The organism is Streptomyces sp. NPDC048191 (genome assembly GCF_040652655.1).
Lineage (GTDB): Bacteria > Actinomycetota > Actinomycetes > Streptomycetales > Streptomycetaceae > Streptomyces.
Map to the genome: position 1 here is coordinate 519,454 of NZ_JBEZMO010000003.1, position 21,100 is coordinate 540,553.

General features: G+C 71.5%; 27 protein-coding genes. 15 read left to right on the forward strand and 12 right to left on the reverse strand.

All coding sequences use genetic code 11. From position 1 onward, the window contains the following. Positions 1 to 88 precede the first annotated feature (88 nt). Both dtd and AB0D93_RS08225 read left to right on the forward strand, forming a co-directional pair. Positions 89 to 514 (forward strand): D-aminoacyl-tRNA deacylase, encoded by a 426-nt coding sequence (dtd, locus tag AB0D93_RS08220; protein WP_362114875.1) that lies wholly within the window; start codon positions 89 to 91, stop codon positions 512 to 514. A 56-nt stretch (positions 515 to 570) separates the two neighbouring features. Further along, on the forward strand, positions 571 to 1,350 hold the full coding sequence (locus tag AB0D93_RS08225; protein ID WP_362114878.1) for a maleylpyruvate isomerase N-terminal domain-containing protein: 780 nt from the start codon (positions 571 to 573) through the stop codon (positions 1,348 to 1,350). A gap of 17 nt (positions 1,351 to 1,367) precedes the next feature. Here the strand turns inward: AB0D93_RS08225 and AB0D93_RS08230 are convergent, their stop codons facing one another. The 6 genes from AB0D93_RS08230 to AB0D93_RS08255 form a co-directional block, all read right to left on the reverse strand. After that, the gene (locus AB0D93_RS08230) at positions 1,368 to 2,333 is read right to left on the reverse strand and encodes a folate-binding protein (RefSeq protein ID WP_362114881.1); all 966 of its coding nucleotides are present in this window, start codon (positions 2,331 to 2,333) and stop codon (positions 1,368 to 1,370) included. A 10-nt stretch (positions 2,334 to 2,343) separates the two neighbouring features. After that, complete coding sequence (locus AB0D93_RS08235) at positions 2,344 to 2,781, reverse strand: Fur family transcriptional regulator (RefSeq protein ID WP_362114884.1); 438 nt, start codon at positions 2,779 to 2,781, stop codon at positions 2,344 to 2,346. Between the two features lie 30 nt (positions 2,782 to 2,811). Further along, positions 2,812 to 3,387, reverse strand: a complete 576-nt coding sequence (locus AB0D93_RS08240; protein ID WP_362114887.1) for an FABP family protein — start codon at positions 3,385 to 3,387, stop codon at positions 2,812 to 2,814. 233 nt (positions 3,388 to 3,620) lie between these two features. Then, on the reverse strand, positions 3,621 to 4,445 hold the full coding sequence (locus AB0D93_RS08245) for a hypothetical protein (protein ID WP_362114890.1): 825 nt from the start codon (positions 4,443 to 4,445) through the stop codon (positions 3,621 to 3,623). After that, positions 4,442 to 5,308 (reverse strand): hypothetical protein, encoded by an 867-nt coding sequence (locus AB0D93_RS08250; RefSeq protein ID WP_362114893.1) that lies wholly within the window; start codon positions 5,306 to 5,308, stop codon positions 4,442 to 4,444. The genes AB0D93_RS08245 and AB0D93_RS08250 overlap by 4 nt, the downstream gene beginning before the upstream one ends. Continuing rightward, positions 5,305 to 6,021: a hypothetical protein gene (locus AB0D93_RS08255; RefSeq protein WP_362114896.1), complete on the reverse strand. Its 717-nt coding sequence runs from the start codon at positions 6,019 to 6,021 to the stop codon at positions 5,305 to 5,307. The genes AB0D93_RS08250 and AB0D93_RS08255 overlap by 4 nt, the downstream gene beginning before the upstream one ends. A 143-nt stretch (positions 6,022 to 6,164) precedes the next feature. Between AB0D93_RS08255 and AB0D93_RS08260 the strand changes: the two genes are divergently transcribed. Then, positions 6,165 to 6,527 carry a DsrE family protein gene (locus tag AB0D93_RS08260; protein ID WP_362114899.1) on the forward strand — a complete coding sequence of 121 codons (363 nt, stop codon included), beginning with the start codon at positions 6,165 to 6,167 and terminating at the stop codon, positions 6,525 to 6,527. A 6-nt stretch (positions 6,528 to 6,533) separates the two neighbouring features. Here AB0D93_RS08260 and AB0D93_RS08265 read toward each other — a convergent pair whose 3' ends face one another. Beyond that, positions 6,534 to 6,797 (reverse strand): DUF3099 domain-containing protein, encoded by a 264-nt coding sequence (locus AB0D93_RS08265; RefSeq protein WP_362114902.1) that lies wholly within the window; start codon positions 6,795 to 6,797, stop codon positions 6,534 to 6,536. A gap of 158 nt (positions 6,798 to 6,955) precedes the next feature. Here AB0D93_RS08265 and AB0D93_RS08270 point away from each other — a divergent pair, with 158 nt between their 5' ends. From AB0D93_RS08270 to AB0D93_RS08290, 5 genes are all read left to right on the forward strand, one after another. Beyond that, a complete protein-coding gene (locus AB0D93_RS08270) occupies positions 6,956 to 7,693 on the forward strand; it encodes a DUF2993 domain-containing protein (RefSeq protein WP_362114905.1) in 738 nt (245 codons plus the stop codon). Positions 7,694 to 7,912: 219 nt separating this feature from the next. After that, positions 7,913 to 7,993 carry an Ms5788A family Cys-rich leader peptide gene (locus AB0D93_RS08275; protein ID WP_350751515.1) on the forward strand — a complete coding sequence of 27 codons (81 nt, stop codon included), beginning with the start codon at positions 7,913 to 7,915 and terminating at the stop codon, positions 7,991 to 7,993. Between the two features lie 120 nt (positions 7,994 to 8,113). Beyond that, positions 8,114 to 8,959: a sulfurtransferase gene (locus AB0D93_RS08280; RefSeq protein WP_362114908.1), complete on the forward strand. Its 846-nt coding sequence runs from the start codon at positions 8,114 to 8,116 to the stop codon at positions 8,957 to 8,959. Between the two features lie 25 nt (positions 8,960 to 8,984). Next, positions 8,985 to 9,272, forward strand: a complete 288-nt coding sequence (locus AB0D93_RS08285) for a DUF1416 domain-containing protein (RefSeq protein ID WP_362114910.1) — start codon at positions 8,985 to 8,987, stop codon at positions 9,270 to 9,272. 419 nt (positions 9,273 to 9,691) lie between these two features. After that, entirely contained in the window at positions 9,692 to 10,345 is a 654-nt protein-coding gene (locus tag AB0D93_RS08290) for a hypothetical protein (RefSeq protein ID WP_362114913.1), read from the forward strand. A 266-nt stretch (positions 10,346 to 10,611) separates the two neighbouring features. Here AB0D93_RS08290 and AB0D93_RS08295 read toward each other — a convergent pair whose 3' ends face one another. Genes AB0D93_RS08295 through AB0D93_RS08305 form a run of 3 tightly spaced genes read right to left on the reverse strand, consistent with a single transcriptional unit; the run spans position 10,612 to position 12,920 of the window. Next, positions 10,612 to 11,763, reverse strand: coding sequence for a hypothetical protein (locus AB0D93_RS08295; RefSeq protein ID WP_362114916.1), 1,152 nt, complete (start codon positions 11,761 to 11,763; stop codon positions 10,612 to 10,614). A 4-nt stretch (positions 11,764 to 11,767) separates the two neighbouring features. Next, positions 11,768 to 12,022 (reverse strand): MoaD/ThiS family protein, encoded by a 255-nt coding sequence (locus tag AB0D93_RS08300; RefSeq protein WP_362114919.1) that lies wholly within the window; start codon positions 12,020 to 12,022, stop codon positions 11,768 to 11,770. Positions 12,023 to 12,068: 46 nt separating this feature from the next. Beyond that, positions 12,069 to 12,920: an alpha/beta fold hydrolase gene (locus AB0D93_RS08305; RefSeq protein ID WP_362114922.1), complete on the reverse strand. Its 852-nt coding sequence runs from the start codon at positions 12,918 to 12,920 to the stop codon at positions 12,069 to 12,071. 170 nt (positions 12,921 to 13,090) lie between these two features. Between AB0D93_RS08305 and AB0D93_RS08310 the strand changes: the two genes are divergently transcribed. From AB0D93_RS08310 to AB0D93_RS08335, 6 genes are all read left to right on the forward strand, one after another. Further along, entirely contained in the window at positions 13,091 to 13,870 is a 780-nt protein-coding gene (locus AB0D93_RS08310; RefSeq protein ID WP_362114925.1) for a response regulator transcription factor, read from the forward strand. A gap of 127 nt (positions 13,871 to 13,997) precedes the next feature. Next, positions 13,998 to 15,023 (forward strand): LacI family DNA-binding transcriptional regulator, encoded by a 1,026-nt coding sequence (locus AB0D93_RS08315; protein WP_362114928.1) that lies wholly within the window; start codon positions 13,998 to 14,000, stop codon positions 15,021 to 15,023. Positions 15,024 to 15,136: 113 nt separating this feature from the next. Further along, positions 15,137 to 16,198 carry a trypsin-like peptidase domain-containing protein gene (locus AB0D93_RS08320; RefSeq protein ID WP_362114931.1) on the forward strand — a complete coding sequence of 354 codons (1,062 nt, stop codon included), beginning with the start codon at positions 15,137 to 15,139 and terminating at the stop codon, positions 16,196 to 16,198. Between the two features lie 32 nt (positions 16,199 to 16,230). Then, entirely contained in the window at positions 16,231 to 16,479 is a 249-nt protein-coding gene (locus AB0D93_RS08325; protein ID WP_362114934.1) for a hypothetical protein, read from the forward strand. Positions 16,480 to 17,076: 597 nt separating this feature from the next. Next, on the forward strand, positions 17,077 to 17,811 hold the full coding sequence (locus AB0D93_RS08330; protein WP_362114937.1) for a response regulator transcription factor: 735 nt from the start codon (positions 17,077 to 17,079) through the stop codon (positions 17,809 to 17,811). Next, positions 17,808 to 19,274 carry a HAMP domain-containing sensor histidine kinase gene (locus tag AB0D93_RS08335; protein ID WP_362114940.1) on the forward strand — a complete coding sequence of 489 codons (1,467 nt, stop codon included), beginning with the start codon at positions 17,808 to 17,810 and terminating at the stop codon, positions 19,272 to 19,274. The genes AB0D93_RS08330 and AB0D93_RS08335 overlap by 4 nt, the downstream gene beginning before the upstream one ends. A gap of 61 nt (positions 19,275 to 19,335) precedes the next feature. Here AB0D93_RS08335 and AB0D93_RS08340 read toward each other — a convergent pair whose 3' ends face one another. Then, positions 19,336 to 19,824: a MarR family transcriptional regulator gene (locus AB0D93_RS08340; RefSeq protein ID WP_362114943.1), complete on the reverse strand. Its 489-nt coding sequence runs from the start codon at positions 19,822 to 19,824 to the stop codon at positions 19,336 to 19,338. Between the two features lie 110 nt (positions 19,825 to 19,934). Between AB0D93_RS08340 and AB0D93_RS08345 the strand changes: the two genes are divergently transcribed. Beyond that, the gene (locus AB0D93_RS08345) at positions 19,935 to 20,858 is read left to right on the forward strand and encodes an NmrA/HSCARG family protein (RefSeq protein WP_362114946.1); all 924 of its coding nucleotides are present in this window, start codon (positions 19,935 to 19,937) and stop codon (positions 20,856 to 20,858) included. Here AB0D93_RS08345 and AB0D93_RS08350 read toward each other — a convergent pair. After that, positions 20,848 to 21,066 (reverse strand): hypothetical protein, encoded by a 219-nt coding sequence (locus tag AB0D93_RS08350; RefSeq protein WP_362115129.1) that lies wholly within the window; start codon positions 21,064 to 21,066, stop codon positions 20,848 to 20,850. The two genes, AB0D93_RS08345 and AB0D93_RS08350, sit on opposite strands and share 11 nt — an antisense overlap. Positions 21,067 to 21,100: the final 34 nt, after the last annotated feature.

Here is a 21,100-nt window from a genome sequence, read left to right on the forward strand (position 1 = left end):
GTGCCCCCGAACGGCCCTAGATGGGGGGTAAGGGATCGATATTGGACCCCCTGTCACCGTGTACCGGGCACCCGGCATGATGGTCCGCATGCGTGCGGTGGTGCAGAGGGTGGACGGCGCGAGCGTCGTCGTGGACGGCGAGACGGTCGGCGCGATCGAGGGCGAGGGACTGTGCGTCCTGGTCGGGGTGACCCATGAGGACACCAAGGAGAAGGCGGCACAGCTGGCCCGCAAGCTCTGGACGATCCGGATGCTGCAGGACGAGCGGTCGTGCAGCGACGTCGACGCCCCGCTGCTGGTCATCAGCCAGTTCACGCTGTACGGCGACGCGCGCAAAGGGCGCCGGCCGACCTGGAACGCGGCGGCACCGGGGGAGGTGGCCGAGCCGCTGGTGGACGAGGTGGTGTCCCGGCTGCGGGCGCTGGGGGCGACGGTGGCCACGGGCCGCTTCGGCGCCAGGATGCGCGTGTCCCTGACGAACGACGGGCCCTTCACGGTGCTGCTGGAGATCTAGGCCCGCAGCCGTGCCGGCGGGTTTGGCCGACGGCCCGGCCGGGATACCCATGGCACGTGATTCCATCCATCCCGTCCAAGGTCGATGACGTCCTGCCGGAGCTGGCCCCCTTCGTCGACGCCGTGCGGGCACGGAGGCCCGACGACGGCACGTGGTGCGAAGCGTGGACGGTACGGGACGTCCTGATCCACCAGACCGGCAACGCCGAGGAACTGGCCCGGGTGCTCCAGGCGTTCCTGGCGGGCACGCCCGTGGAGACCCGGGGCTTCGACCGCGAGGCTCCCTTCCGGCGGATGTCCGACGCCGAGCTCTGGGCGACGTTCATGAACCGCTGCGAACGGCTCACCGAGGTCACCGCGGCCGCCGCGCAGGACCTGCCGGAGGACACGGAGGTGATGTGGACCGGCCGCACGGTGACGGTCCCCTTCTTCGCCGAGCACCTGCGTGAGGAGCTGATCCTGCACCGCTGGGACCTGACCGGCGACGACCGGACCGCGGTGCGGGCGCTCGACGAGCCGTGGATGACCGAGCACAGCGTGGTGTCGGTCGGCCGGCCGTTGCTGGCCCGGGGCAGCGCCGGTCTGGACCCGGGACCCGACGGGCGTGTCGAGGGCCGCCTGCGCACCCCGGGCCGGGACGACATCGTGGTGAGCGCCGACGCCGACGGCACCGGCATCCGGTTCGCCGCCCCTGAGGGCCCGGCCACCATCGAGAGCGACGCGGCCACGCGCGTCCTGCTGCTGTGGGGCCGGCGCCCCGCGGACCCCTCACGCTGGCACAGCTCCGCGGGACCGGAGGCCCTGCGCCGGGTACGGAACCTGCTGGGCGGCTACTGACGGCCGGCCGACGGCCGCTACGGCTCGACCACGACCTCCTGGGCTGCGGCCGTCTCCCCGGCCACCAGCCTCGCGTCCACCGGCACGTTCCGCTTGACCAGCGCGAGCGCGACCGGGCCCAGCTCGTGGTGGCGTACGGACGTCGTCACGAAACCGATCCTGCGGCCCTCCGGGCCCTCGTCCGCGATCCGGATCTCCGTGCCCGGCACCGGCAGATGGACCTCGCTGCCGTCCAGGTGCAGGAAGACCAGCCGACGCGGCGGCTTGCCCAGGTTCTGGACCCGGGCGACCGTCTCCTGCCCCCGGTAGCAGCCCTTCTGCAGGTGCACGGCCGTACCGATCCAGCCCAGCTCGTGCGGGATCGTCCGGTGGTCGGTCTCGAAGCCCAGCCGGGGCCGGTGGTGCTCGACGCGCAGCGCCTCGTGGGCGAGCAGGCCCACGGCGGGCCCGTGCGCGGCGGCGAACTCCTCCAGGTCGGCGCGCGGGAGGAAGAGATCGCGGCCGTACGCCGTCTCGCGCACGACGACCCCTTCCGGGACCTCGGCGATGGAGCCGGCGGGCAGGTGGACGACCGCGAAGTCGCCCGTCCGGTCGGCGACCTCCACCCGGTAGAAGAACTTCATCGACTCCAGGTACGCGATCAGCGCGTCCTGCGTACCGGGCTCCACGTGCGCCCAGACGGTGCTGCCGTCGTCCACCAGGTACAGCGCGTGCTCGATGTGCCCGTGCGCGGACAGGATCAGCGCCTCGGTGGCCTCACCGACCGGCAGCTCGCTGACGTGCTGGGTGAGCAGCAGATGCAGCCAGCTCAGCCGGTCCTCGCCGGTGACGGTGACGACACCGCGATGGGACAGGTCGACGAATCCGGTCCCGTCGGCGAGGGCACGCTGCTCGCGGAACAGGTCGCCGTAGTGGGCGGCGACACCTTCGTCCACGCCCTCGGCGGGGACGGCGCCGGGCAGGGACAGCAGAGGGCTCTTCATACCGGCCAGCCTACGACGTGGTAGTTGAGCTCTTCAGCGAACAGTCCTTGCACCGGCCGAAGATCGCGAAGTGCTTCATGTCGGTGTCGAAGCCGAACTGCGCGCGCAGCCTCGCCGTGAACTCGGCGGCCACGTCCACGTCCGCCTCGATCACGTTCTCGCAGTCGCGGCACACCAGGTGCAGATGGTGGTGGCGGTCGGCGAGGTGGTACGTCGGGGCACCGTGCCCGAGGTGGGCGTGGCTGACCAGGCCCAGCTCCTCCAGCAGTTCCAGCGTGCGGTAGACCGTGGAAATGTTGACCCCCGACGCGGTCTTCCTCACTTCCACGAGGATGTCGTCGGGGGTCGCGTGCTCAAGGGTGTCCACGGCTTCGAGGACAAGCTGCCGCTGCGGCGTCAGCCGGTAGCCGCGCTGCCTGAGGTCGCTCTTCCAGTCGGTGCTCACCACACCGGAAAGTCTAGGACCACTCGAACAGATCTACTTGAAGAAGGCGATGCCGTCGTCCGGCAGGTCGTCCGGCAGGGCCTTGGCCCAGCGCTCGACGTCCTCGGGGGTGACGACCTTCTTCAGGTGCGCCGACATGTAGGGGCGCAGCTCGACGTCCGGGGTCTGCTTCTCGCCGACCCACATCAGGTCGCTCTTGACGTACCCGTAGAGCCGCTTGCCCCCGCTGTAGGGCTGCGAGGCCGCCGTGCGCGCGACGGCGTCCGTGACGAGATCGATCTGCGGCTTCTTGTCGGCCATCTCGCCGTACCAGATCTCGATGACGCCGTCGTCGCGGGTCATCGTCACCTCGACCTTGCGGTCGGCGTCGATCCGCCAGAAGCCGGACTCCGACTCCAGGGGGCGGACCTTGTTGCCGTCCTGGTCCAGCACCCAGGTGTGCGAGTGGTACTCCAGGAAGTCCCGGCCGTCGTGGGTGAAGCTGACCTCCTGGCCGAAGTTGCACTTCTGCGAACCGGGGAAGTCGTGCACGCCCGCACCGGCCCAGTTGCCGAGCAGGAAGGCGAGCGGGACGAGGTCCTTGTGCAGGTCGGACGGGATCTCGATCATGAGGGGCGTTTCCTAGGTGGGGGTCAGCGCTGGCCCTGGTACAGCTTCTTCACGGTCAGACCGGCGAAGGCGAGCACGCCGACGCAGACCAGGACCAGCAGGGTTTCGAAGAATGCTTCCACGGGTGCTCCTTGAGCGAGGGCGGGCATACGACAGAGCCGGGGCCCAGCTTACGCGGCCGGGCGCCCGCTCTCCTTGCGAGGTGGGCCCTTACGGCGTCACCCCCGGCGGTCTCAGCCGAGCAGCTGCTGCTGCAGGACCACCGTCTGCTGGAACGGGACGTCCTTCGCGCCGCCCGCACGGGAGTGCACCACGAGTGCGATGACGTCGCCGGAGCAGACGTAGGCCTGCCGCACCTGTTCGGCGCCGTACGGCTTCTGTTCGGCGAACTCCTCCACCGTGGTGGTCCCGTCGCTGCTGCCGGCCGTGGGGTACCCCTCGTCCATCGCGTTGGAGGCGGCCCCGCGCAGGGCGACCGTCGGATCCCTGTAGCCGGTGAACTCGTCCTGCAGGACCTCGCCGGCGATCAGACCGGTCTCGAACTGGAGCAGGTAGATCCGGGTCCGGGTGCCGTCCGGCATGGTCCAGCCGCGCGCGGCGATGTGCCGCAGGCCGTGGTCGGTGAGCTCGCCCCGGAGGGCGTCCCGGTCGGCCTTGCTCGCGTACTCCGCGAGGTACACCTCCGGCTTCACCCATCCGTGGTCACCGGCGAGCGCCGGGTCGGCCTTGGCGCCCTTCGGCGCGGGCAGCACCAGTTTGCGCAGGTCGGCGTAGTGGACGGAGGCCTTGTTGCGGTCGGCGAACGGGGCCGGGCCACCTGCGGGCAGCGGCGGCCGGACGATCTGCGGGTAGTCCCAGCGGCCGTCCGGGCGCGTGCCGAGGCCGGGGAGCGAGGTGCGTTCCATGCGGGTGATGCCGTACGCCGTCGACGTGCCGGCCACCGCGAAGACCACGGCCGCCGCGGTCCAGCGCAGAACGGCCCGCAGGACCCGGCGGTCCTTGGGCGCGGGCTCCGGCACGGGCGTGACGGACGCGACGGGAACCTGCTGCTCGCTCATACGGCCATCCCCGGGTCCTTGTCCTTGATGCGGTCGAGCTGTCTGCCGATGAGGACGGCGATGGCTTCGGTGTCGAGCGGGCGGGTCCCGGCGGCGTTGACGGTGACGAGCACGTCGCCCACGGAGGCGGAGCAGACCATGCGGTCGATCTTCTCGTCGTCCGTCTTGGGCGTCCGGAAGCAGCCCGCGTCCCGGTGGCCCTGGATCACCGGGCCCCTGGGGAAGATCCGGAGGGCCTTGAAGACCTCGTTCCGGGTGGCCGAGAGGTCGCGTACGGAGTCCCGGTTCGCCATCCGGACCAGCTCGAAGGTGAGCGTGAACGGCTTGTCGACACCCTCGTAGTTGTCGAACGGGGCGTAGCTGCGCATCGCCAGGCCCTGGATGTGCTCCTTGTCGATCACCTTGTCCAGTGCCCGCCGGGTCGCCGTCGGCAGGTCGTGGATCTCCTGCTTGCGCAGGGCGGTGGCCTCGCGCCCACTGAGCGCGACGTCGGGGCCGAACTCGCCGATGTCCGGCCCCTGGCCGTAGCCATGGGACAAGCCCTCGTACGGCATCAGCAGGGCGCGCAGCCCCGAGGCGTCCTTGCCCTGCGGATCGTCCTGGCCGCCCTGGTCCCCCTTGGAGGCCTTGGGGAACTTCCAGACGGGCCTGCCGGGATCCCGGTCGGCGCCGGCGACCCGCACGGCGGTGAAACCGACCCCGCCGACGACGGCGAGCGTCAGCAGCCCGGCTCCGACGATCCGGCCCACCCGCCGTCGCCGGGCGGGGGCCGGTGCGGCCGCCGCCAGGGGCCCGGTGGCTTCCAGGGGAGCGGGGTTTTCCCCGGGCGACTCGTGGAGCGAGTCGTTCAACGGCTCGTTCACAGCTGGGCCACCTGTCGCTTCGCCAGTTCCATGATCCTGTCCTTGGGGACCGGCCTGGTGTCGGTGATCCAGATGTCCATGAAGATGTCACCGCGCGAGGCCACCGCCTCGGCCGAGTACTCCGGCAGGTAACCGCTCTCGGTCTTCGGCGAGCGGTGCACGTACACCATGCCGTCGCCGGTCCCGGGTATCGGCGAGCTGCCGGTGTCCGGCTCGCGCCCGGCCCAGTACCGCTGGTTCTTCACGTGCTCGGCGGCGGCCGGCGCGGACACCTGGTGGTACTGGGCCAGCTGTATCTGGACGTCGTACGTGCCGCCGATCCGCCAGCCGGTCCGGGCGACGCGCCGGAACTCGCTCTTCAGCTCGTCCGCGAGGGCCACGTCCGGCTTGTCGAACGTGCTCGCGTAGTCGGCCAGGTCCATCCAGCCGTCGCCACTGCCGAAGTCGGTCGCCCGCGCGCCCCTGGGCCGCTTCAGCAGCAGCTTGCGCAGGTCACCGTCGGTCTTCACCCGGCGGTCGTACGCCGCCGGCAGAGGCTCGACGGTGCCCTCGGCCCGGCGGACGACGGGCTGCGACAGGGAGGGCAGCTTCGTGGGCGCGCGGTCGGCCTGCACGACGTAACCGGTGCAGACACCCGCGACGACACCCAGCCCGGCCGCCCCGGCGACCAGCGCGGCGGTCCGGCCGCGGCGCGGTCCCTGAGGTGATTCCAAGACGTCTCCCTACGGAACAGGAAGCACGGATTCCGTCACCGCGCCGCACAGGAGACTCATGGAAGGCGCAGGGAGTTGTGGCGGAGTTTGGTCACGATTCGGCGCCCGCTCTCACGCCGGCCGCAACGGCTACGCTTCCGGACATGACCAAGAAGCTCGTGATCAAGGTGACGGCCGGGGCCGACGCGCCCGAGCGCTGCTCGCAGGCGTTCACCGTGGCGGCGGTGGCCGTGGCCAGCGGGGTCGAGGTGTCGCTGTGGCTGACCGGGGAGTCGTCCTGGTTCGCGCTGCCGGGGCGGGCCGCCGAGTTCGAGCTGCCGCACGCGGCCCCGCTCCCGGATCTGATCGAGTCGGTCCTGGCCGCCGGGCGCGTCACGCTGTGCACACAGTGCGCGGCCCGGCGCGAGATCACCGAGAAGGACGTCATCGAGGGCGTACGGATCGCCGGCGCGCAGGTCTTCGTACAGGAGGCGCTGGCGGACGGCGCCCAGGCCCTCGTCTACTGAGCCGCGCTACCGGCGCGGGCGTTTCTTGCCGTCCAGCTCGTCCCACCACTCGTCCGACTGGGGGTCGCCGGACGGATCGTCCCACCAGCGGTCCTCGGGTCCCCGCCGGTTGGCGACCATCGCCGCGACCGGCGGGATGATCATGGCCACCACGCACATGCCGACGGCCGCCGGCACGGACCAGATACGCACTACTCCCCAGGCCAGGACGAAGAGCCCGATGCAGGTCCCCATCATGGCGAAGTAGATGTGACGCCGACGCGCGTACATAGCTCAAGCGTAAGCACTGAGCGCCGCACACGGACGAAGCGGCGGTGGCGGCCGGCCCCGCCCCCTGTCACAACTGATCCACAATTCGCCCGGCGGCGGGCCCGGCGGAGTTACCGTGGCGTAGCCGTAGACCGCTCTCGCTCCGGGGGAAACACCACATGCGCGCCCTGCGAATAATCCTGATCCTCGTCGTGATCCTGGGTGGGCTCTTCGTGATCGCGGACCGGATCGCGGTGCACTTCGCCGAGGGTGAGGCCGCCGACAAGCTGAAGGCGACGGAGAACCTGGCCTCGACGCCGGACGTGAACATCAAGGGGTTCCCGTTCCTCACCCAGGTCGCGGGCGGGTCGCTCGACGACGTCCAGGTCGGGATCAAGGACTACGAGGCCGCGACCGGGACCGCCGGGAAGACGATCCGGATCGACGATCTGCGGGCCGACATGAAGGGCGTCGCGTTCTCCGGCGACTACAGCTCCGCCACCGCGGACACCGCCACCGGCACCGCGACGATCTCCTACGCCGAGCTGCTGAAGACGGCCGAGTCCCAGCCGACCGAGGTCGCCCCCGGGGTCACGGCCCGGATCGTGGGCCTCTCCGACGGCGGCAACGGCAAGATCAAGGTCATGGTGGAGGGCACCGTCTCGTCCCTCGGGATCAAGCAGACCGTGCCGGTGCTCAGCTCGGTGACCGTCGTGAACGACAAGGTGCAGGTCCACGCCGACTCGCTGCCCAGGCTCGGTGCCGCCGCGATCGCCGAGAACCGCATCCGCGAGATCACCGACTTCCAGCAGGCCGTCGACCGGCTGCCCGGTGGCATCAAGCTGGACAAGGTGCAGGCCGCGAAGAACGGCGTGGAGATCACGGTGAAGGGTTCCGGCGTCAGGCTGGCGGGGTAGTCCTCCGTCGTCCACGGCCAGGACACGGGCCCGCGGACACCGCTCGTCCGACTGGCGAGACGGGGTCGTCCGTACCGTAGATGCGAAGGCCGACGCGAGCGTCCGGGAGGTCGTACGACGACCATCGGGCGCTCTTCTTGTCCCGCCATACGGACGATCGTGTCTCGCCATGTGACACACCGGTGACACGCCCGCCCGGACGTCCCTACGATCGAGCCCATGAAGCGACAGGCGGATCTCACGAAGCGGCGGGCAGTGGACCTGTGCCGCGTTGCCGCCATGCTCTGTCGCCCCTTCTGAGCGAAAGTCCCCGACTTCCGCATCTCACCGCCGCCCTGCTGGAAGGGCACCCGTGCGCCGTTCGCGCACACCCCTCTCTACTCGCACGCCCCGCCGCAACTGCCCCGGAGGAGAAAGAGCATGAGCCGCACCGACGTCCTGGTCGACGCCGACTGGCTGCAGGAGCACCTGGACGACCCGGCCATCGCCATCGTCGAGGTGGACGAGGACACGTCCGCCTACGAGAAGAACCACATCAAGAACGCGATCCGCATCGACTGGACCAAGGACCTCCAGGACCCGGTCCGCCGCGACTTCATCGACCAGGAGGGCTTCGAGAAGCTCCTGTCGAAGAAGGGCATCGCCAACGACACCCTGGTGATCCTCTACGGCGGCAACAACAACTGGTTCGCGTCCTACGCCTACTGGTACTTCAAGCTGTACGGCCACGAGAACGTCAAGCTCCTCGACGGCGGCCGCAAGAAGTGGGAGCTGGACGCCCGCGAGCTGGTCGCCGGCGACGAGGTCCCCGAGCGCCCGGCCACCGACTACAAGGCCAAGGCCCAGGACACCTCCATCCGCGCCTTCCGTGACGACGTCGTCGCCGCGATCGGCTCGCAGAACCTCGTCGACGTCCGCTCGCCCGACGAGTTCTCCGGCAAGCTGCTCGCCCCGGCGCACCTGCCGCAGGAGCAGTCGCAGCGCCCGGGCCACGTCCCGAGCGCCCGGAACATCCCGTGGTCGAAGAACGCCAACGACGACGGCACCTTCAAGTCGGACGAGGAGCTCAAGGAGCTCTACGCCGAGGAGAGCGTGGACCTCGCCAAGGACACGATCGCCTACTGCCGCATCGGTGAGCGCTCGGCCCTGACCTGGTTCGTGCTGCACGAGCTGCTCGGCGTCGAGAACGTCAAGAACTACGACGGCTCCTGGACCGAGTACGGCTCCCTCGTCGGCGTGCCGATCGAGCTCGGCGCCAACAAGTAATCCCGAACCCCTCTGGAGAGACAGCATGTGCGGAGCGAAGGCCGGCGGCCCCGACGCCTCGACGATCAAGCCCGGTGAGACCACCATCCAGGGTCAGGTGACCCGCGACGGCGAGCCGGTGACGGGCTACGTCCGTCTCCTGGACTCGACCGGCGAGTTCACGGCGGAGGTGCCCACCTCCGCGACCGGTCAGTTCCGCTTCTACGCGGCCGAGGGCACGTGGACCGTGCGTGCGCTGGTGCCGGGCGGCTCCGCCGACCGCACGGTGGTTGCCCAGAAGGGTGGCCTGGCGGAGGTTGCCATCGCGGTCTGAGTGGGCTCAGTGACGGCGGAGGGCCGTACCCCCTGGGTTGGACGCCAGTGGGGGTACGGCCCTTCGGCATGTGCGGCGTGCGCCTGACGGGCCGACGGGATCTGACAGGCGGTCACGCCGAGGCGGCCCGCCATTAACTCGGCTCACCTCATCGCGCCGGTAGCGACACGCTTGCCGCCAGTGTGGCCGATTGTCATATCTTCACCCAAAAGGTCTAGCGGTCCGTCAACTCCCCTGAAGGGTTGGGGACTTGATGTTTCCCGAGAGGGCGGGATCCGGCGACCACGTGCCACAAATCCCCCGTTTGGTTCTGCGAAACCCAGTCTCCCGGCATTCCCGACATGACAGGGATGCGGCCGGTTTATACGTTCCATTTCGACCGGCCGATGAGTCGGCGTCTCACAGACTGGAGATGCACCATGCAGATCACTCGCACCACGGTTGTCACCGCCGCAGTCGCGGCAGCCGCGGCCCTGGCCGCGACCGGCGTCACCTACGCCACAGCCGCTTCCGCGCCCGAGGCGGCCCAGGCAGCGCCGGCCGCTGTCGCGGCCGCCCCCGCCGCCCCCCTCGGTGGCGGGACGGCCAACAACAACGGCAACGGCAACAACAACGGCAACAACAACGGCAACAACAACGGCAAGGGCAACGAGGGCGGCCACGGTGGTGGTCGTGGCGGCTTCGGGTTCCCCGGCAGGATCCTCGTCAACGAGCGGTCCTACTCCGCCCAGCCCGGTGACTGCATCACCGTGGTCAGCGGCCTGGGTGCCAAGAGCCTGAACATCCGCAACGAAAGCCACAAGACCGTCGAGGTCTTCCGCGGAGCCGTGTGCGACAACGGCGCTCCCATCGCCACCGTCGGACCCTTCAGCTCCAGCAACGGCGTGCACTCGCGCAGCCCTGAGGGTGTCCACGTCAAGCACGGCGTGGTCGCCAGCTTCCGCGTGGTCTGCGACCGCTGGGGCGGCGGCTGGGGCGGCGGCTGGGGCGGCGGCTTCGGCGGCGGCGACGGCGGCTGGGGCGGCGGCGACGGCGGCTGGGGCGGCGGCGACGGTGGCGACGGCGGGAGGTAATCCAGAGGTCGCCGCATGAACATGGAGCCCCGGCCCGCCGGAATCGGGCCGGGGCTCCAGGCTTGGCCATTGTCGGACAACGCGGGCGCAGCGCGCGCCCGCACACCAGGACACGGGACGCGACCGGACCCGCCCGGTCGCGTCCCTTCCGTCGTCTTCCGGCCCCGCCGCTCCCGGTTGACGGCCGCACGAGCGCCATCGCCGCCGCGTTCCCACCTGCCCCTCACACCCCCGGACGGGTGAGGCGCGCGCACGGTCGCGGTCTTCTAGCCCAGTGCCCGGCCCAGCACCCACACCACAGGCGCCGCGGCCGACAACGGCAGCGCCACCCCGGCCGTGAAGTGCACGAACCTCGACGGATAGTCGTAGCTGGCCACACGATGGCCGACCAGCGCGCACACGGCGGCGGCCAGACCCAGCAGCGCGCCCTTCGCGCCCAGCCCGGTCACACCCCCGACCGCGATCCCCGCGCCGGCGGCGGCCAGCAGGGACACCACGACGGACGCCGGCGTCGGCAGCGGCAGGGCCCGGGCCAGCACGGCCACCGCCACCGCAGCGGCACCCACGGACACCGCGTGCGGGTCGGCGCCCAGGTATCCCGTGGCGAGGACCGACAGCGCCGCCGAGACGACCGTCGCCATCAGGCCGTACATCCGTTCGTCCGGCGAGGCGTGCGAGCGCAGCTGCAGCACCAGGGACAGCAGGACCCAGACGCCGAGCGGGCCGAGGATGGCCGCGGGGGCGTGGTCGCGGCCGGCGACCAGGACCGCCGCGTCGGCCGCCAGCCCGCCCAGGAACGCCAGCGCGATGCCCTGCCGGGCCGGCCACATGCCGTTCAGCCGGAACCAGCCCGCCGCCGTCACCGCCTGGAGCGCCACGAGCGGCACGACGAGCGCGTACGAGGCGATCGGCGCCGCAGCGGCCAGCAGCAGGCCCAGCGCCGCGGTCAGCAGCGCCGGCTGCATGCCGGGCTCGATGATCGGCGAACGGCCCTCCAGGCGGGCCCGCTGGGCGTTGGTGATCCGGGTGTTGCCGGCGAGGGTGGCGGGGCCGTAGGCGGGCTCGGCCTCCGGTGCGGCTTCCGGTGCCGGTGCCGGTGCCGGTTGCGGCGCCTGTGCCGGCTGTGGCTGCGGCACCGGCTGCGGAGCGGCCGCGTACGGCTGCGCGTGCTGTTGCTGGTACTGCGCCTGCCCCTCGTACGCCTGCTGCGGCGGATACCCCGCCTCCGGCCCCTGCGCCGGCATCTGCACCGACGCGTGCGTCTGCGTCTCCCAGGTCTGCCCCTGCCAGTGCTGGGTGAGCTGGGGGTCGTAGCCCTGCTGCTGGTGCTCGTACCCCGGCCACTGCTGCTGGTACGGGTCGTAGCCCTCGTAGGGGCCGCCCTGATAGGGCTGTCCCTGATACGGCTGGTCGCTCATCGCGTCACCCTCCTGCGAACGGCGGGAGCACCTCGACCGTGCCGCCCTCGGCCAGCCGTACCGTCTCATGCGCGCGGGTCCCGACGGGGTCGCCGTCGACGAGGAAGGAGCATCGCTGCAGTACGCGCGTCAGTTCACCGGGGTGTCGCACGCGCACGGCGGCCAGCGCGTCGGCGAGCGTGTCCGCGTCGTACGGCTCCTCGGCGACCTGGGCCGCGGCCTTGGCGGCGGCCCAATAGCGCACCGTGACCTTGGGCATCTCGTTCCTCAATCGACAGCAAGAAAGAAATAAGAATGCAGTCAGGCTAGCCCGCCCTGGCGGCCACCCATTCCCCGATCCGGCCCAGCAGGCCGTCGCCGGCCGCGTGCTCCGCGTGGCCCATGCCCGGCTCCACCCAGAGTTCCCCGTGGTCACCGGCCGCCTCGGCCAGCATCCGGGGATGGTCAAGAGGGAAGTAGCCGTCCCGGTCGCCGTGCACGATCAGCAACGGGGTGGGAGCGATCCCGGGGACCGCCTCCGCCGGGGAGAGCGGCACCGGGTCCCAGTCGCGGTGGTGGATGCGGGTGCGCAGGCCGTAGCGGCCGACGAGGCGGCCCTCCGGCCGGGTGACGAGCCAGTGCAGCCGGCGCATGGGGGCCGTGCCCCGGTAGTACCAGCGGGCCGGGGCGCTGACCGAGACCACCGCGTCGGCCGTACCGGGGCGCAGGGCCGCGTGCCGCAGGACCACCGAGCCGCCCATGGAGAAGCCGACGGTCGCCACGCGCGCGTGCCCGAGACAGCGGGCCCGGTCGACGGCGGCGGCGAGGTCCAGGACCTCCTTGTCGCCGACCGTGGACCGGCCGCCGGAGCGCCCGTGGCCGCGGAAGGAGAAGGTGAGGACGGCGCCGTGAGCGCGCAGAACCCCCGCCACCCGTCGTACGTGCGGTCGGTCCACGTCCCCGGTGAACCCGTGGGCGACGACGAACACCAGGTCACGGGAGGGCGAACGGAAGGCGTCCGGGCCGGTTTCGTATACGAGCGCGCCCGGATCGTATACGGAATCGATCGGAATTCCGTCGGCGGTGCGCAGAAACGTCCGGGTAGGGCCCCGTCTGCCCGTCTCGGGATTCGGACGAACGGTGGAATGCGCCACTTGACCTGCCGAACGGTTCCTCATGTGGGCTATTCTGCTGGGCAGAGGACTCGGGCAGCGCAGCCCCCGGGTCCTTTTGTGCTTTCGGAAGCGTTGTATACGAAGCGGGAAACCGCGGGTGTACGGGGCCTTCGGGATCGCAGAGCAGTGCCCGTCCGCACAGTCCTCGCGGGGACCGAGGAGGAACCAGACGTATGAGTTCTCTGCTGCTCCTGACCAACGCCCTTCAGCCCTCCACGGAGGTGCTCCCCGCCCTCGGCCTGCTCCTGCACAACGTGCGGGTGGCCCCGGCGGAGGGCCCCGCCCTGGTCGACACCCCGGGCGCCGACGTCATCCTCGTCGACGGCCGCCGCGACCTGCCCCAGGTGCGCAGCCTGTGTCAGCTGCTGCGCTCCACGGGGCCGGGCTGTCCGCTGATCCTGGTCGTCACCGAGGGCGGTCTCGCCGCCGTCACCGCCGACTGGGGCATCGACGACGTACTCCTCGACACCGCCGGTCCCGCTGAGGTGGAGGCCCGCCTGCGGCTGTCCATGGGACGGCAGCAGATCGTCAACGACGACTCCCCGATGGAGATCCGCAACGGCGATCTGTCCGTGGACGAGGCCACCTACTCCGCCAAGCTCAAGGGCCGGGTCCTCGACCTCACCTTCAAGGAGTTCGAGCTGCTGAAGTACCTCGCCCAGCACCCGGGCCGGGTCTTCACCCGCGCCCAGCTGCTGCAGGAGGTGTGGGGCTACGACTACTTCGGCGGCACCCGGACGGTCGACGTGCACGTACGGCGCCTGCGCGCCAAGCTCGGACCGGAGCACGAGTCGCTGATCGGCACCGTCCGGAACGTCGGTTATCGATTCGTTACGCCCGAGAAGCCCGACCGCTCCGGCGAGGAGGCCAAGGCCAGGGCGGACCGGGCAAAGGCGGAGGACTCGGACTCGCCCGTCGCCCGGGAGGGCTCCGACGTCCACGCCGACGCCTGACTCCGGACAGTTACCGACGGGTTCTCGCCGGACAGGTGTGGCGGCCGTTCGGGCGGGGCATCGCCTGCGCATATCCAAGCAGTGATACGCCCTGCCCAGAACGGGTCAATCCGCGTAGACTCCGCGCGTGGCGAAGGTGACTCGGGATGACGTGGCACGGCTGGCTGGAACCTCCACCGCCGTCGTCAGTTATGTCATCAACAACGGACCCCGGCCGGTCGCCCCGGCCACGCGCGAGCGTGTCCTCGCGGCGATCAAGGAACTGGGGTACCGCCCCGACCGGGTCGCCCAGGCGATGGCCTCGCGGCGCACCGACCTCATAGGCCTGATCATCCCGGACGCCCGCCAGCCCTTCTTCGGCGAGATGGCGCACGCGGTCGAGCAGGCCGCCTCCGAGCGCGGAAAGATGGTCCTGGTCGGCAACACCGATTACATCGGTGAACGCGAGGTCCACTATCTGCGCGCCTTCCTCGGCATGCGCGTCTCGGGCCTGATCCTCGTCTCCCACGCGCTGAACGACCTGGCCGCCGCCGAGATCGACGCCTGGGACGCCCGGGTGGTGCTGCTGCACGAGCGCCCCGAGGCCATCGACGACGTCGCCGTGGTCACGGACGACCTGGGCGGTGCCCAGCTCGCCGTACGCCACCTGCTGGAACACGGCTACGAGTACGTCGCCTGTGTGGGTGGCACGGCCGAGACCCCGGCCGTCGGCGACCCGGTCTCCGACCACGTCGAGGGCTGGAAGCGGGCGATGGCCGAGGCGGGCCTGTCCACCGAGGGCCGCCTGTTCGAGGCGCCCTACAACCGCTACGACGCCTACCGCGTCGCCCTGGACCTCCTCTCCGGCCCCCACCGGCCGCCGGCGGTCTTCTGCTCCACCGACGACCAGGCGATCGGCCTGCTGCGGGCGGCGCGCGAGCTGCGCATCGACGTGCCCGGCGAGCTGGCGGTGGCCGGGTTCGACGACATCAAGGAGGCGGCGCTGACCGACCCGCCCCTGACCACGGTCGCCTCGGACCGCTCGGCGATGGCCCGCGCGGCGGTCGACCTGGTGCTGGACGACGGGCTGCGGGTGGCGGGGTCGCGGCGGGAGCGGCTGAAGACGTTCCCGTCCCGGCTGGTGGTGCGGACGTCCTGCGGCTGCGAGGCCTGAGGCGTTCCGTTCGGCGGTACCCTGAGCGTCTTTATATCGGGCAAACGAGGTTCTGCCGGGCTTCTCAGCGAGCACTCAGGAAGCTCTCATGGTCACAGGGGAGGCTTCTAGGCATGACCGAGAGCATCCGCCGCAGCGGCGAGTACGAGTACGGCACCCCCCAGGGCACGGGCACGTACGACAGCCCCCAGGGCACGTACGCCCAGCAGCAGGGCCACTCCGCTCCCGTGAACCCCGAGTGGCCGCCCCCGCCGCCGTACGCGCCCCCGACGGCGACGGACGCCCTGCCGGCCCCCGAGCCGCGCGGGAAGCGCAACCGGGGTCCCGTCGCCCTCCTCGCGGCCGTCGCGATCGTGGCGGCGGCGGTCGGCGGCGCCACGGCGTACGGCTTCCAGGAGCTGACCGGCAAGGACACGGTCGCCACCGCCGGGACGAGCACCCCCGTGGTGCCGTCGAGCAAGAAGGGCGACGTCGCCGCGATCGCGTCCGCCGTCACCCCCAGCGTGGTCGAGATAAACGCGACCCTCAGCAACGGCTCCTCCACCGGCTCCGGCGTGATCGTCTCGTCGAACGGCGAGATCGTCACCAACAACCACGTGGTCTCCGGCGCGCAGTCGATCAAGGTGCGCACCAGTGACGGCAAGAGCTACACCGCCGATGTCGTCGGCACCGACAGCTCCAAGGACCTCGCGCTGATCAAGCTGCAGGGCGCCTCCGGTCTGAGGGCCGCGTCCCTCGGCAGCTCCAGCGGCGTCCAGGTCGGCGACACGGTCGTCGCGATCGGCTCCCCCGAGGGCCTGACCGGCACCGTCACCAGCGGAATCGTCTCGGCCCTCAACCGGGACGTGACCGTCTCCACCGACGAGAGCCAGGGCCAGGGCGGCGACGACCAGTGGCCGTTCCAATTCGGCGGCCGTCAGTTCAACGGCGACACCGGTTCGTCCACGACGACCTACAAGGCCATCCAGACCGACGCGTCCTTGAACCCCGGCAACTCCGGCGGCGCGCTGATCGACGCCAGCGGCAACGTGATCGGGATCAACTCCGCGATGTACTCGTCGAGCCAGCAGTCCTCCTCGTCCTCGGACGCGGGCAGCATCGGCCTCGGCTTCGCGATCCCGATCGACACGGTCAAGGCCGACCTCGCCAAGCTGCGGGCGGGCCACAACAGCTAACGCTTCACCCCTCAGTCAGCAGGGAGTACGTCATGATCACCAAGGTTTCGCACCAGAACGCCGACCGCGGTCCCACCGACATCGCCCTGGCCCTCGCGGTCACCCGGTCCCTGCACACGCCGATCCCGGCGCCCCGCGAGCCCGAGCAGGTGTCCCGCGCGCCCCGCGCACCCGAGGTGCTCGTCACGACGTTCCCGGAGCTGATGGGCCTGCGCACCGCTCCGGTCCGCACCCACCGCCGCAAGGTCCCGCTGAACCGCCTGACCGCGGTCCGCGCCTGACCCGACCACCGGCTGGGGCCCCCTCCCGGGCCGCCCCCAGCCCCGCCCCGCCCGGACCCGGCCCCGAGGCCGGGTCCGGGTTCGGGTTCGGTCCGGGTCTGGCTCCCCTCCGGGGCGGGCTTCGGGCCTGGGCCCGACCGACCGCCTCCGGGAACGGCCTCGGGCCGGGGTCCGACCGCCTTCCGGGCGGGGAGTCCGGTCGAGCCCCTGATCGCCGTCGGGGCCGGGCGCGACCGCCGTCCGGAGCCGACCTCCGTCCGGAGCCCATCGCCGTACCGGCCGCCCCGCCCAGAACCGAACCCGTCCGAACCCCCGCCGCCCCGTCCGGAACCCACCCTGTCCGGAACCCGCCCCCGTACCAGCCACCCCGTCCAGACAGACCCGACCGCCGTACCAGCCACCCCGCCCGGACGCCGCCCCCGTACCAGCCACCCCGCCCGGAACCCGTCCCCGCCCACAGCCCACCGCCGAACCAGCCCCCCGTCCGGGCCCGACCGCCCGGCCGGACCTCGCAGGTGTGCCGGTCAGTGAGGTGGTCGTGGCAGGCTGAGAAGCGTCCGTCCGTCCCACCCACCGCACCCCGAGGAACCGCGAGCGATGAGCCCCGCCGAAGGCGACCGTGACCCCCAGCGCATCCTGATCGTCGACGACGAGCCGGCGGTACGCGAGGCGCTCCAGCGCAGCCTCGCGTTCGACGGGTACGACACTGAGGTGGCCGTGGACGGCGCGGACGCGCTGGAGAAGGCCACCGCCTACAAGCCCGACCTGGTCGTCCTGGACATCCAGATGCCCCGCATGGACGGCCTGACGGCGGCCCGCCGCATCCGCGGGGCCGGCGACACCACCCCGATCCTCATGCTCACCGCCCGCGACACCGTCGGCGACCGGGTGACCGGTCTGGACGCCGGGGCGGATGACTACCTGGTCAAGCCCTTCGAGCTGGACGAGCTCTTCGCCCGCATCCGGGCGCTCCTGCGCCGCAGCTCCTACGCGGCCGCGGTGTCGGCCGAGGCCCAGGAGGACGAGGCGCTGACCTTCGCCGACCTGCGCATGGACCTCGCGACCCGTGAGGTCACGCGCGGCAGCCGGCAGGTCGAACTGACCCGCACGGAGTTCACGCTGCTGGAGATGTTCATGGCGCACCCGCGCCAGGTCCTGACCCGGGAGCAGATCCTGAAGGCGGTCTGGGGCTTCGACTTCGAGCCCTCCTCCAACTCCCTCGACGTCTACGTCATGTATCTGCGCCGCAAGACCGAGGCCGGCGGCGAGCCGCGCCTCGTGCACACGGTGCGGGGCGTTGGGTACGTCCTGCGTCAGGGTGGCGCCGAGTGAGCAGGCTGCTACGGCGCTACCGGTCCCTGCCCATCAGGGCCCGGCTGGCGATGCTGGTCGCCGCGGCGGTGGCGTTCGCGGTGGCGGCGGTCTCGATGACGTGCTGGTTCATCGTGCAGGGGAAGCTGTACGGGCAGCTCGACGACGACCTGCAGAAGTCGCTGCGCGGCGCCGGCCAGCTCGACCAGCTGAACTTCTCCCTCAGCAACTGCACCGACACACCGACTCCCGGCGGGCTCTTCCAGGACAGGTACTCCCAGCTGGTCACCGAGAATGGCAAGGTCTGCCTCATCGGGGGTGCCTCGGGCAAGATCAAGGTCATCGAGGCCGACAAGGCGGAGATCAAGGCCCTCGCCAGCAAGATCTACTTCCGCAACGGAACCGACGCCGACGGCAACGAGCTCCGCGTGCTCACCCGCCCCCTCCTGCCCACCTCCACCACGAGCGGCGCACGCGGGCCCAACATCGGTGTACAGGTCGCCATCCCGCTCAAGAACACCGAGAAGACCCTCAACGACCTCGCCCTCGTCCTGCTCCTCGTCTCCGGCATAGGAGTCGTCGGCGCCGGCGCCGCGGGCCTCGCCGTCGCCCGTGCGGGCCTGCGCCCGGTCGACAAGCTCACCGAGGCCGTGGAGCACGTGGCCAGGACCGAGGACCTGACCATCCGCATCCCGGTGGAGGACGACAGCGAGGACGAGGTGGCCCGCCTGTCCCGTTCCTTCAACTCGATGACCGCCTCCCTGGCCAGCTCCCGCGACCTCCAGCAGCAGCTGATCGCCGACGCCGGCCATGAACTGCGTACGCCCCTGACGTCGTTGCGCACGAACATCGAACTCCTCACCCGCAGCGAGGAGACGGGCCGCCCCCTCCCGCCGGAGGACCGCAAGGCACTGCTCGCCTCGGTGAAGGCGCAGATGACGGAACTGGCCGCGCTGATCGGCGACCTGCAGGAGCTGTCCCGCTCGGAGGGCCAGCGGGGCGAGCGCGTTCAGGTCGTGTCCTTCCAGGACACCGTCGAGGCGGCCCTGCGCCGCGCCCGCCTGCGCGGCCCCGAGCTGACCATCACCGCGGACCTGGAGCCCTGGTACGTCCGGGCGGAGCCCGCCGCGCTGGAGCGGGCGGTCGTCAACATCCTCGACAACGCGGTGAAGTTCAGCCCCGAGAACGGCACGGTCAACGTGCGGCTGACCTCCGGTGTGCTGACCGTCCGCGACCACGGCCCCGGCGTCCCCGAGGACGAACTCCCGCACGTCTTCGACCGGTTCTGGCGTTCCCCCAGCGCCCGCGCCCTGCCCGGCTCCGGCCTCGGCCTGTCCATCGTGGCCCGCACGGTCCAGCAGGCGGGCGGCGAGGTCACCCTGTCCCGGGCGGAGGGCGGCGGCACGGTGGCCACGGTGCGCCTGCCGGGCGCCCCGACACCGCCGCCGGAGACACCCGAGACGGTCGGGACGCTGACGGGCTGAGCGGGAGCGGTCGGGGTGGGACCGGCCGGGGCGGGCCGGCCGGCCGAGCGGACCGGCCGGGTCAGTCCGGCTTCGGCAGGGCCCGCAGCCGCTCGATCTGGGTACGGCTCAGCTCGTTCGCGCGGCGCATGTGGCGGGTGATCACCTTCAGTTCGTCCTCGGTGTGGTCGTCGAACAGGCGCGACCAGGTCCGGCCCAGCTCGTCCCACACGGCGGTGACCCGCGCGACGCGCTCCGGGACCGGGGTGACCAGCACCCGTCGGCGGTCCCGCGCGTCCGGGGTGCGGGCCACGTAGCCACCCCGTTCGAGCCGGTCCACCAGCCGGGTGGCCGAGCCCGTGGTGAGACCGGTCATGTCGGCGATCTGCCGGACCGTGAGCGGCTCGGGCTCGGCGGTCAGCAGGCTCAGGGCCTGCACGTCGGTGGGGTGCAGCCCCAGGTGGTCGGCGACGGCCTGGTTGAACAGCACGTACGACGCGAGATAGCGACGCGACTCGGTCGACAACTCCTCGTACAGCCGGGCGCGGCGCGGGTCTGTCCCGTCCGTCACGTGGCTCGCCTCCAAAAATCGCTGCACGGCGCAGCGAAACTCGCGCTACTCTCTCCTGCGTGACGCAGCTAATGCGTTACGCAGGAATCCTAGCTTCCAGGGGGACACCCATGCTCACCGTCGCCGTCACCGGCGCCACAGGCGCGCAGGGCGGGGCCACCGCCCGCGCCCTCCTCGCCGCCGGCCACCACGTCCGCGCCCTGACCCGAACCCCGGACGCACCGGCCGCCACCGCCCTGCGCGCGCTCGGTGCCGACGTCCGCCGCGCCGACCTCGACGACCGCGCCTCCCTCGACGCGGCCCTCACCGGCGCGGACGCGCTCTTCGCCGTGACCACCCCGTTCGGCACCGACACCACCACCGAGACACGACAGGGCAGGACCCTCGTCGACGCCGCGGCGGCCGCCCGCCTCGGACACGTCGTCCTCACCTCGGCCGCCCACGCCGACCGCGGCACCGGCATCCCCCACTACGAGAGCAAGCACCTCATCGAACGTCACCTGCGCGCGTCCGGCGTGCCCTGGACGGTGATCGCCCCGGCCGCGTTCATGGACAACCACACCGACGGCTGGACGCTCGCCGGACTGCGCGAGGGCGTCTTCGGCTGGCCCATGCCCGCCGGCCGGCCCTTCGCCCTCATCCCCGCCGCCGACATCGGCGCGTTCGCCGCGCTGGCCTTCGGGCGCCGTTCCGCATTCGTGGGCCGGCGCGTCGACATCGCCTCGGACACCTGCACCCCCGAGCAGATGGCGGCCACCCTCACCACCGTCACCCGCCGCCCGATCACCCACCACGAGGTCGCCCTCGACATCGTCCGCACCCACTCCACCGACCTGGCGGCGATGTTCGCGTACTTCACCACCACCGGCCTCGACGTCGACACAGCCGCCCTGCGCCGCGCCCACCCCGAGATCGGCTGGCACACCTTCAGCGCCTGGGCCGCCGCACAGGACTGGCCCGCCCTCCTCACCGAACCCCGCCCCGACGGGACCCCGCGTGGAACAGAGGGTGGCGCCCGGGTGGTCACCACCTGAGGAGCATCGTGCCGTCGCCGCCCGGCGCCGGTGCCGTCATCGCCTCCGGCAGCGGCCGGGCCAGCCGGGCGTACACGCCGCCCCGCGCGAGGAGTTCCCGGTGCGTGCCCGTCTCCGCGAGCCGGCCCCGGTCGACGACCACGATGCGGTCGGCGTCGGGGGCGAGGGACAGGTCATGGGTGATCATGATGGTCGTACGGCCCGACATCAGGCGACGCAGGGGCTGGACGACCTGGCGGGCG